Below are 10,145 nucleotides of genomic sequence, written 5' to 3' on the forward strand. Positions count from 1 at the left end.
GGTCGGGGCCGTGCCCTCGGGGCCGCGCCCTCGGGGCCGTGCCCTCGGGGCCGTGCGCTCGGGCGGTGCGGTCCAACGCGGGCCGCGCGCGGCGACGGCGACGCGACCCGCACCGGTCGCCCTGCTCCGCGGTCAGGCCGAGAACGCCGCGCGGAAGGCGTCCAGCGCCCGGTCCGGACCGGCGCTGGCCCACCCCTCCAGGCCGATCACGCCGTCGTACCCGAGGCGGCGCAGTTCGGCCGCGATCGCTTCATAGCGGATCTCGCCCGTCCCGGGCTCGCAGCGACCGGGCACGTCGGCGACCTGGATCTCCCCCACCCACGGCAGGCAGCGCCGCACGAGCTCGATCAGGTTCCCCTCGCCGATCTGCGCGTGGTACAGGTCAAGGTTCATCCGCATCGCCGGCGAGTCGACGGCGCGCACGAGCGCGAAGGTGTCCGCGGCGCGCGCGAACGGCGTGCCGGGGTGATCGACCTCGAGGTTGAGGTTCTCGAGCGTGAACACGCGGCCCGCGCGTTCGCCCATCTCGGCAAGACGGCCGAGCGTCTGCGTGGCCACCTCCCACTGCATCGGCAACATGTCGGCGCCCGGACGCACGGGCTGTCCCGTGGCATCCAATCCCGTTCCGTGCAGGTTCAGCCGGGGCGCATCGATCACGTCGGCGGCGCGCAGCGACAGCTCAGCCGTGCGCAGCAGCTCGGCGATTCCGTCGTCGGTGACGAGGTCGCCGCGCAGGTATCCGGTCATCGACGAGAACACGGCCCCCGTCGCCGTGAGGGCGGGAAGGTCTTTCGTGCTCCAGTCCCAGATCTCGACCTCGAACCCGCGTTCGTGCAGACGCGCCACGCGCTCCACGAACGGCAGGTCGACGAAGAGCATCTCCGCGGATGCCGCGAGGCGGTACCCCGCCGGCGATGCCGGAACCCCGACGGTGGCCGTCGGGCGCGGCCCGCCCATCAGCTCAGGTCGACCGCGACGACGACGCGCTCTTCGGCGGAGCGCTGCGCGGCGTCGGCGAGCAGCAGTGCCGCACGGCCGTCATCGAAGGTGGGGCTGGTCGACGCCCCGCCGCGGGCGAGCGCGATGAACTCGCGCAGCTCGGCGCGGTACGAGGGCGTGTAGCGCGTGACCATCGCCGACTCGAAGGGGCGGTGCGTGTCGACGCCCGAGGTGTTCGAGACCCGCACGAGGCTCGTGCCCTGGTTGCCGACGTCGAGCGTGCCCGTGCTGCCGAAGACCTCGATGCGCTGGTCGTAGCCGACCGTGCTGTGCCGGGAGTTGATGATCGTGGCGACCGCGCCGCCGGCCGCCCGCAGGACCGTCACGGCCGTGTCGAAGTCGCCGTGCTCGCGGGCACCGGGGTCGAAAGTGGTGGAGCCGGTGGCCTGCACCTCGACGATGTCGCCGAGGAAGAAGCGGGCCATGTCGAAGTCGTGGATCGTCATGTCGCGGAAGATCCCGCCCGACACCGCGATGTACGACGCGGGGGGCGCGGCCGGGTCGCGGCTGATGATGGTCAGCTGCTCGAGCTCGCCGATCTCGCCCGCGGCGAGCCGCGCCCGCGCCTCGGCGAACGCCGGGTCGAAGCGCCGGTTGAAGCCCAGGGCCACGGGGACGCCCGACGCCGCGACGGTCGAGCGCAGCGCCTCGACGCGCGCGATGTCGAGGTCGATCGGCTTCTCGCACAGCACGGGCAGCCCCGCCTCGACGGAGCGCGCGATGAGGTCGACGTGCGTGGGGGTGGGCGAGGCGACGAGGATCGCGTCGACACGTCCGGGCACGAACAGGTCGTCGGCGGTGTCGGTGGCCTCACCGCCGAACTGCGCGGCGATGCTGCGCGCGCCCTCGACGAAGGGGTCGGCCACCCACGCGAGGGTCGCGTCGGGGTCGGCGGCGATGCTGGCGGCGTGCACCTGGCCGATGCGGCCGGTACCGATGAGTCCGAAGCGGAGGGGCGAAGAGGTCACGGAAGAGGTCCTGTCTGTGGAGAGGGGAAGCGGGGCGGACCGGTCACGCCCAGGGGCGCAGGGCCTCGCGGTTGAGGGTCTGGTCGCGGGTGCGATCGGCGCGGAAGGCGTCGATCGAGACGTCGGGGGCGTTGAGCACATCCTGCTCCACGACGATCCACCCGTCGAAGCCGCGGCGGTCGACGGCATCCATCACCGCCGCCAGGTCGATGTCGCCCCGGCCGAACGCGACGAACGAGCCCGACGACCACACCTCGGCCATGCCCCCGCCCGCGGCGAGCACGCGACGGAGCTCGGCGAGGTCGACGTCCTTGAGGTGGAGGTGGTTGATGCGCCCGCCCCAGCGATCGACGGCGGCGACGGGGTCTCCCCCGGCGATGAAGAGGTGGCCGGTGTCGAGGGTGAGATCGACGTCGGTGCCGGCGAGGAACGCGTCGATCTCGACGGGCGACTCCACGAAGGTGCCCGCGTGATGGTGGAACGTCGGCTCGAACCCGGCGTCGCGCACGATGGTCGCCGCGCGTCCCACGTTCTCGTGCAGTCGGTGCGCGCGATCGGCATCGACGGGGTCGACCTCCGCCCCGCGGCCCGGGTTGCCCGCTCGCTCGGGCGATCCCGCGTCGGCGAGCGTGGGCAGCGGCAGGCGGTCGGGGCCGAGCTCGGCGGCATCCGCGAAGAGTCGGAGAGCCTCGTGCAGATCGGGAAGGGATGCCGTGAACGCCTCGTCGTCGGAGAAGGGCAGCTGCACCCATCCCCCGGCGAGCTGCAGGTCGAAGCGGGTCAGGCGCGCGCGCAGGTCGGCACCCCGACCGAGGAAGCCCACCGGACCGAGGTCGATGCCGCGGTAGCCCGCCGCCTGCAGTGCCGCGCCCATCTCGTCGGCGCTGACCGTGTCCGCGCCTTCCGGGGTCAGCTCGAACACTCCGAAGCTCACGGGAGCCCCCGCGACGGTCGCCTTCATTCGTCGTCTCCGATCCGGTCGCCCAGCAGCGGTCGCTGCGCCGTGACCTGTCTGTCGTAGGTGTCGCGCGCGGCGCGCGTGCTGTCGATGCTCGACACGGCCGCGACCGGCACGTCCCACCACCCGTCGTTGTCGGGGGCGTAGATGTGCGGGTCGCTGTTGATGTGGATGAAGGTCGACCGCTCCGACGCCTTCGCCGTGGCGATCGCCTCCGAGAGCGCGGTGATCGCGTCGGCGCCCGGGTCGATCTCGATGACGTCCATGCCGTAGCTGCGGGCGTTCAGGGCGAGGTCGACGGGCAGCACCGTCTCGCCCTGGAAGTTGCGCTCGGCGTCGTCGTACACGCGGTACTTCGTGCCGAAGCGCTCGGAGCCGACCGTCTCGGAGAGGTGCCCGATCGAGGCGTAGCCGTGGTTCTGGATGAGGATGACGATGATCTTCAGCCCCTCGGCGACCGCGGTGAGCAGCTCGGTGTGGAGCATGAGATAGGAACCGTCGCCGACCATGACGATCACGTCGCGGTCGTCGCCGTCGGCGAGCAGCCCGCGCTTGACGCCCAGGCCCCCGGCGATCTCGTACCCCATGCACGAGAACGCGTACTCGACGTGGTACCCGAGCGCGTCGCGCACGCGCCACAGCTTGTGCAGGTCGCCCGGGAGCGAACCCGCGGCCTGCACGATCACGTCGCGCGGCGCGCTGGCGGCCTGCACCGCGCCGATGATCTCGGGCTGGCCGGGGAGAGTCAGCCCCGACGGGGCGAAGGCCTCGTCGACGACGGCATCCCATTCGCCCTTCTCGCGCGCGATGGTCCGGGCGTACGCCTCGTCGACCCGGTGTCCGGCGAGGGCGTCGGCCAGGGCGACCAGGGCCTCGCGGGCGTCGGCGATCACGGGCAGCTGAGAGCCGTGCTTGTACGCGTCGAAGGCTGCGACGTTGACGTTGACGAACGACACGTCGGGATTCTGGAACGCCGTGCGCGAGGCGGTGGTGAAGTCGCTGTAGCGCGTACCGATGCCGATGACGAGGTCGGCCTCGGCCGCACGGCGGTTGGCGGCGAGGCTCCCGGTGGCCCCGACGCCGCCGAGGTACTGGGGGTGGTCCCAGGGCAGCGAGCCGCCGCCGGCCTGCGTGGTGCCGACGGGGATGCCGGTGGCCTCGACGAACGCGCGCAGGGCGTCTTCGGCGGTGGAGTAGATCACGCCGCCGCCGGCGACGATGAGCGGCTTCTTCGCCCGGCGGATCGCGGCGACGGCGCGCTCGAGCGGACCGCGCTCGGGCACGGGCCGACGCACGTGCCACTCGCGGTCCTGCAGGAACTCCACGGGCACGTCGAGCGCCTCGGCCTGCACGTCCTCGGGGAGGGCGATCGTGACGGCGCCGGTCTCGGCGGGGTCGGTGAGGACCCGCATCGCCGCGAGGGCGATCGAGTACAGCTGCTCGGGCCGCTGCACGCGGTCGAAGAAGCGCGACAGCGGACGGAACGCGTCGTTGACGGTGAGCCCGATGTCCCACGGCTGCTCCAACTGCTGCAGCACGGGGTCGGCCACGCGCGTGGCGAAGGTGTCGCTGGGCAGCAGCAGGGCGGGCAGGCGGTTGGCCGTCGCCAGAGCCGCGCCCGTGAGCATGTTCGCCGCCCCCGGACCCACGGATGCCGCGGAGGCGTAGGTGCCGCGACGGCGGTGCACGCGCGCGTAGCCGACGGCCTGGTGCACCATGGCCTGCTCGTTGCGCGCCTGATAGTAGGGCATGAGGTCGGGCTCGTCGACGTTGAGCTGCTTGAGCGCCTGGCCCACGCCCGCGACGTTGCCGTGCCCGAAGATGCCGAAGACGCCGGGGATCGTGCGTTCGCGGATGTCGCCGTCCACGGTCCACTGGTGGGCGAGGAACTCCACGAGCGCCTGGCTGACCGTCATCCGTCTCGTTGCACCCATCAGGAGGAGCCCTTCTCGTCGTCGGTGTACGGGAGCCGGTCGTCGAACGACTGCCCCGTCCAGGTGTCGCGCACCCAGGCGTGCGCGGGATCGTCGCTGATGAGCCACGCCCGTTCGGGGTCGGGACCCGCCATGACGTTCAGGTAGTAGAGGTCGTAGCCGGGGGCGGCGACGGCCGGACCGTGGTAGCCGTAGGGCACGAGGGCGATGTCGCCGGTGCGCACCATCGCGTTGATGTCGATCTCGCCCGCGGGCGAGGAGTAGGTGCTGAACATGCCGAACGCGCCGTCGGCGGCGGCATCCGATCCGCCCACGGGGGCGGTCTCGAAGTAGTAGATCTCCTCCAGGCGCGACTCGTGGCCGGGGAGGTGCTCGTCGTGCTTGTGCGGCGGGTACGACGACCAGTTCTCGGCGGGCGTGATGACCTCGCACACGATGAGCCGCGCGGCGTCGAGGGCGTCGGGGGTGCCGAAGTTGTGCACCTGACGGCTGGAGCGTCCGGCTCCGCGCAGCTCCACGGGGATGCTCGCTGCGGGGATGTGCACGGTGGGCTTGTCGACGTCGGTCGGCGACGTCGCGATCGCCACGCGACCGACGCCCGAGAGGCGCGCGGTCTCGGCGACCGAGACGTAGAGCACGTCGGTCGGACCGGCGAACACCGACGCGCGTCCGGCGAGGCGCGTCTCGGTCGTGTGTCCGTCGCGCGTGTGCGCGACCGTGAACGCCCCCGCGAGCGGGACGACGATGCTCTCGACCCCCGCGGGCAGATCGAGGGCGTCCGTCGCGGTCAGCTCCGCGATCCGGATGCCGGTGTGCGCCCACCCGGGCGTCTGCGCGTCGACGACGCTCTGCCACCCGGGCCGGGCGAGGTCGCCGCGGCGGTGGAACCACCGTTGGTTCATCGTGCTCGTGTCCTTATCAGGAAGGGGGCGGGAGGGATGCCACGTCATCCGGCGCGTGGCATCCCTGCCGGGGTGTCAGTCGTTCTGCGGGAAGCCGAGGTTGATGCCGCCGTGGGTGGCGGGGTCGAGCCAGCGGCTGGTGACGGCCTTCTCGCGGGTGAAGAAGTCGAAGCCGTGGACACCGTAGGCCTTGGCGTCGCCGAAGAGCGACTTCTTCCACCCGCCGAAGGAGTGGTACGCCACGGGCACCGGGATCGGCACGTTGATGCCGATCATGCCCACCTGGACCTCGTTCTGGAACCGGCGCGCGGCTCCCCCGTCGTTGGTGAAGATGGCGGTGCCGTTGCCGAACTCGCCGCTGTTGATGAGGGCGAGGCCCTCGTCGTAGGTCTTCACGCGGACGACGGAGAGGACGGGGCCGAAGATCTCCTCGGTGTAGGCGCGGGAGGTCGTGGGCACCTCGTCGAGGAGGGTGGGGCCGAAGAAGAAGCCGTCCTCGTGTCCGTCGACGGTGTAGCCGCGGCCGTCGACGACGATGGTCGCGCCATCGGCCTCGGCGATGTCGACGTAGGACGACACCTTGTCGCGGTGCTGCGCGGAGATGAGCGGGCCCATGTCGGGCTCGGTGCCGCCGGTGATCGCGGCCGCACCGTTGCCGATGCGCAGCTTCGCGATGCGGTCGGTGATCTTGCCGATCAGAGCGTCGGCGACGGGTTCGACGGCGAGGACGACGCTGATGGCCATGCACCGTTCGCCGGCGGCGCCGTAGCCGGCGTTGACGGCGGAGTCGGCGACGAGGTCGAGGTCGGCGTCGGGGAGGACGAGCATGTGGTTCTTCGCCCCGCCCAGGGCCTGCACGCGCTTGCCGTTCTTCGACGCGGTCTCGTAGATGTACTGGGCGATGGGGGTCGAGCCGACGAAGCTGATCGACTGCACCGCGGGAGCGTTGAGCAGTCCGTCGACGGCGAGCTTGTCGCCCTGCAGCACCGTGAACGCGCCGTCGGGAAGGCCCGCTTCCTTCCAGAGGCGCGCCATCCACAGGGAGGCGGAGGGGTCCTTCTCGCTGGGCTTGACGATGACGGCGTTACCGGCGGCCAGGGCGATGGGGAAGAACCACATCGGCACCATCGCGGGGAAGTTGAACGGGGAGATGATCCCCACCACTCCGAGGGGCTGCTTCAGGGAGTACACGTCCACCCCGGTGGAGGCGTTCTCGGAGTACGCGCCCTTGATCAGGTGCGGGAATCCGGTGGCGAGTTCCACGACCTCCTGGCCGCGGAGGATCTCGCCCATCGCGTCGGAGACGACCTTGCCGTGCTCGGCGGTGATGATCTCGGCCAGCTCGCGCTTGCGGGAGTTCAACAGCTCACGGAAAGCGAACAGCACCGTCTGGCGCTTCGCGATCGAGAACCCGCTCCACACCTGGAACCCGCGCTCGGCGGAGGCGATCGCGGCCTCCACGTCGGCGTCATCGGCGAGGGCGACGTGCGCGCGCACGGCACCGGTGGCGGGGTTGTACACGGGGGCGGTGCGCCCGCTCGCCGAGGGCGCCTCGGCACCGTCGAACCAGTGCGCGATCGTCGGCGTCGAAGCGTCGTCCCGCGCGGATGCGTCGCTGATCTGTGTCGTGCTCATGGGAATCCTTCGTGGGTGTCAGAGGTCGCGGTGAACGAGGGCGGCCGCGGTGTCGACGGCAGACTCCACGTCACCGTCGGGCGGATAGAGCAGAGTGCGTCCGACGGTCAGGCCGCGCACGCCCGGCAGAGCCAGGGCGCTCTCCCAGGCGGTGAACGTCTCGTCGGGATCGGCGCCGGAGTCGCCGCCGAGCAGCAGGGTCGGCATGGTGGTCGCCGCCATCACCCGCTCCATGTCGTCGACGACCGGCAGCTTCATCCAGGTGTAGGCGCTACTCGCACCGAGTCCCGAGGCGATCGCGACCGAGAGGATCACGGCATCCGTCGACAGGTCGTTGACGACACGGCCGTCGACCTGGCGGCTCATGAAGGGCTCGAGCATGAGGGGGAGGCCCGCCTGGGCCGCCTGCGTCACGGCGTGCGCCATCGCGACCAGCGTCGACACCGTCGCGGGGTCGTCGAGATCGATCCGCACGAGCGTCTTGGCGAAGTCGACGCCGTGCGCGGCCATGGTCGGCACGTCGTAGGCGGTCATGCGGTCGTCCATCTCGAACGATGCACCCCGCAGGCCCCCGCGGTTCATCGACCCGACGATGATCTTGTCGTCGAGCAGGCCGAGGACGGCGAGGTCGTCGATGATGTCGGGGGTCGCCAGCACGCCGTCGACGCCGGGGCGGCTGAGGGCGAGGGCGAGCCGGTCGAGCAGCTCGTAGCGGTCGGCCATGGCGGTGGCGTTCTCGCCCACCGAGAGCGCGCCGCGCGCGGGGTGGTCGGCCGCGACGATGAACAGGCGACCGTCGGGACCGAGGATGTCGCGGCGCGAGCGGTCGCGCAGGATCGCGCCGATGGAAGCGGGCGCGGTGGCGCGGATGTCGCGCAGGCGGGCGAACTGCTCGTCGGTGATCGCCTGGTTCATCGCCGGGCTCCCGCCGCGAGGATCTGCTCGACCTCGGCGGAGGTGGGCATGGCGGTCGAGCACTCCAGACGCGAGGCGACAATGGCTCCCGCGATGTTGGCGAAGCGCAGGATGCGCTCGAGGTCCCACCCTTGCAGGAGTCCGTGGCAGAGGGAGCCGCCGAACGCGTCGCCGGCGCCGAGACCGTTGACGACGTCGACGGGGTACGGCGGCACGACCACCGACTCCTCGCGCGTCTTGGCCAGCACGCCCTCGGGTCCCTGCTTCACGATGGCGAGCTCGACGCCGCGCTCCAACAGCGCGTCGGCCGCGCGCTGCGGGTCGGTCTCGCCGACGGCGACGTCGCACTCCTCGCGGTTGCCGACGGCGACGGTGGCGTGGGCGAGGGCGCGTTCCATCTGCGCGTGAGCCTCGTCGCGGTCGCTCCAGAACATGGGGCGGTAGTCGAGATCGAAGACGGTGCGACCCGAGGTGCGCGCGGCGAGCGCGGCGTGGTGGGTGGAGCGGCTGGGCTCGACCGAGAGTCCGGTCGCCGTGAACCAGAGGATCTCGGCCTGCCGGACGGCGTCGAGGTCGAGCTCGGCCTCGGCGATGTTGAGGTCGGGTGCCTTGGGGTCGCGGTAGAAGTACAGCGGGAAGTCGTCGGGCGGGAAGACCTCGCAGAACGTCACGGGGGTCTTCAGCGACTCATCGACGCGGACGTCACGGTTGTCGACGCCGAGACGGGCGAGCTCGTCGAGCAGGTAGCGGCCGAACGGGTCGTCGCCGACGCGAGAAACGAGGCGCACGTCGTGGCCGAGGCGGGCTGCGGCGACGGCGACGTTGGCGGCACTGCCTCCGAGGAATTTGCCGAAGGTCTCGACGGATGCCAGGCCGACCCCGGTCTGCAGCGGATAGATGTCCACGCCGAGTCGGCCCATGGCCAGCACCTCGGGGGCGGAAGCGTTGCTCGTCATCGTTGCCGTTCACTTCTCGAAGCGGATACCATTTGTCCTGACAATAGCACAACCGAACTTCCAGACGGAAGAGTCACCCGGTGGCTACGATGATCGTCAGGTTGTCGCGACAAATTCGAAGGGGTGGCCACATGGCCGAGGACGTGGTGCTCGTCGGCGACCTGCTGAGCGGTCTCGACCGCACCGGCCCGATCCCCCTCTACTTCCAGGTCTCGCGCGAGCTCGAGGCAGCGATCCGCTCGGGGCGCATCGCCCCCGGAGCGCGTCTGCAGAACGAGATCGCGATCGCCGAGAGCCTGGGACTCTCGCGTCCCACCATCCGCCGCGCCATGGAGTCGCTGGTGGACAAGGGGCTGCTCGTGCGCCGCCGCGGCATCGGCACCCAGGTCGTGCAAGGACAGGTGACCCGACAGGTCGAGCTGACGAGCCTCTACGAAGACCTGAAGAGCTCGCACCACGAGCCGGGGACACGAGTGCTCGAGCACGGCCTGCGGCCCGCCGACGCGAGTGTGGCCGAGGCGCTGAGCGTCGTCGAAGGATCCGAGGTGGTCTTCCTCCGCCGCCAGCGCTCGACCGACGGTGTGCCCGTCGCGATCCTGACCAACTACCTTCCGCTCGAGCTCTCCGACATCACGACGGAGCAGCTGCAGGAGCGGGGTCTGTACGAGATCCTGCGCGGTCGCGGCGTCACGATCCGCGTCGCCAACCAGAAGATCGGCGCGCGCAGAGCACACGGCGATGAGAGCGGCCTGCTCGACATCGATCGCGGCGGCCCCGTATTGACGATGGAGCGCGTGGCGTACGACGCCTCGGGCCGCCCCGTCGAGTTCGGACACCACTGCTACCGCCCCGACATGTACAGCTTCGAGACGACGCTC

The 10,145-nt window shown here is 71.1% G+C and carries 9 protein-coding genes; 1 reads left to right on the forward strand and 8 read right to left on the reverse strand.

Annotated elements, in window-relative coordinates; translation table 11 throughout:
* Nucleotides 1–132: 132 nt before the first annotated feature.
* The 8 genes from P2P98_RS14975 to iolC form a co-directional block, all read right to left on the reverse strand.
* Complete coding sequence (locus P2P98_RS14975; protein ID WP_275800929.1) at nucleotides 133–957, reverse strand: TIM barrel protein; 825 nt, start codon at nucleotides 955–957, stop codon at nucleotides 133–135.
* Nucleotides 957–1,967: an inositol 2-dehydrogenase gene (iolG, locus tag P2P98_RS14980; protein WP_275800930.1), complete on the reverse strand. Its 1,011-nt coding sequence runs from the start codon at nucleotides 1,965–1,967 to the stop codon at nucleotides 957–959. Before iolG ends, P2P98_RS14975 begins: the two co-directional genes overlap by 1 nt.
* Before the next feature lie 43 nt (nucleotides 1,968–2,010).
* Nucleotides 2,011–2,928, reverse strand: coding sequence for a sugar phosphate isomerase/epimerase (locus P2P98_RS14985; RefSeq protein ID WP_275800932.1), 918 nt, complete (start codon nucleotides 2,926–2,928; stop codon nucleotides 2,011–2,013).
* Entirely contained in the window at nucleotides 2,925–4,841 is a 1,917-nt protein-coding gene (gene iolD / locus P2P98_RS14990; RefSeq protein ID WP_275800934.1) for a 3D-(3,5/4)-trihydroxycyclohexane-1,2-dione acylhydrolase (decyclizing), read from the reverse strand. Before iolD ends, P2P98_RS14985 begins: the two co-directional genes overlap by 4 nt.
* Nucleotides 4,842–4,858: 17 nt before the next feature.
* Nucleotides 4,859–5,761 (reverse strand): 5-deoxy-glucuronate isomerase, encoded by a 903-nt coding sequence (gene iolB / locus P2P98_RS14995; protein ID WP_275800936.1) that lies wholly within the window; start codon nucleotides 5,759–5,761, stop codon nucleotides 4,859–4,861.
* A 75-nt stretch (nucleotides 5,762–5,836) separates the two neighbouring features.
* A complete protein-coding gene (locus P2P98_RS15000) occupies nucleotides 5,837–7,396 on the reverse strand; it encodes a CoA-acylating methylmalonate-semialdehyde dehydrogenase (protein WP_275800937.1) in 1,560 nt (519 codons plus the stop codon).
* A gap of 18 nt (nucleotides 7,397–7,414) precedes the next feature.
* Nucleotides 7,415–8,311 carry a deoxyribose-phosphate aldolase gene (locus tag P2P98_RS15005; protein ID WP_275800939.1) on the reverse strand — a complete coding sequence of 299 codons (897 nt, stop codon included), beginning with the start codon at nucleotides 8,309–8,311 and terminating at the stop codon, nucleotides 7,415–7,417.
* The gene (iolC, locus tag P2P98_RS15010; protein WP_275800941.1) at nucleotides 8,308–9,267 is read right to left on the reverse strand and encodes a 5-dehydro-2-deoxygluconokinase; all 960 of its coding nucleotides are present in this window, start codon (nucleotides 9,265–9,267) and stop codon (nucleotides 8,308–8,310) included. The genes P2P98_RS15005 and iolC overlap by 4 nt, the downstream gene beginning before the upstream one ends.
* Before the next feature lie 131 nt (nucleotides 9,268–9,398).
* Here iolC and P2P98_RS15015 point away from each other — a divergent pair.
* Nucleotides 9,399–10,145, forward strand: a 747-nt coding sequence (locus P2P98_RS15015) for a GntR family transcriptional regulator (protein ID WP_275800942.1), incomplete at its 3' end; no start/stop codon positions are given.

This window comes from Microbacterium sp. Kw_RZR3 (assembly GCF_029222405.1).
Taxonomy (GTDB): domain Bacteria; phylum Actinomycetota; class Actinomycetes; order Actinomycetales; family Microbacteriaceae; genus Microbacterium.

Excerpts from the sequence above, each read along its gene's own strand:
- P2P98_RS15000 (WP_275800937.1), bottom strand. The coding sequence starts at position 7,396 with ATGAGCACGACACAGATCAGCGACGCATCCGCGCGGGACGACGCTTCG.
- P2P98_RS14985 (WP_275800932.1), bottom strand. The coding sequence starts at position 2,928 with ATGAAGGCGACCGTCGCGGGGGCTCCCGTGAGCTTCGGAGTGTTCGAG.
- iolB (WP_275800936.1), bottom strand. The coding sequence starts at position 5,761 with ATGAACCAACGGTGGTTCCACCGCCGCGGCGACCTCGCCCGGCCCGGG.
- P2P98_RS15005 (WP_275800939.1), bottom strand. The coding sequence starts at position 8,311 with ATGAACCAGGCGATCACCGACGAGCAGTTCGCCCGCCTGCGCGACATC.
- P2P98_RS14975 (WP_275800929.1), bottom strand. The coding sequence starts at position 957 with ATGGGCGGGCCGCGCCCGACGGCCACCGTCGGGGTTCCGGCATCGCCG.
- iolC (WP_275800941.1), bottom strand. The coding sequence starts at position 9,267 with ATGACGAGCAACGCTTCCGCCCCCGAGGTGCTGGCCATGGGCCGACTC.
- iolD (WP_275800934.1), bottom strand. The coding sequence starts at position 4,841 with ATGACGGTCAGCCAGGCGCTCGTGGAGTTCCTCGCCCACCAGTGGACC.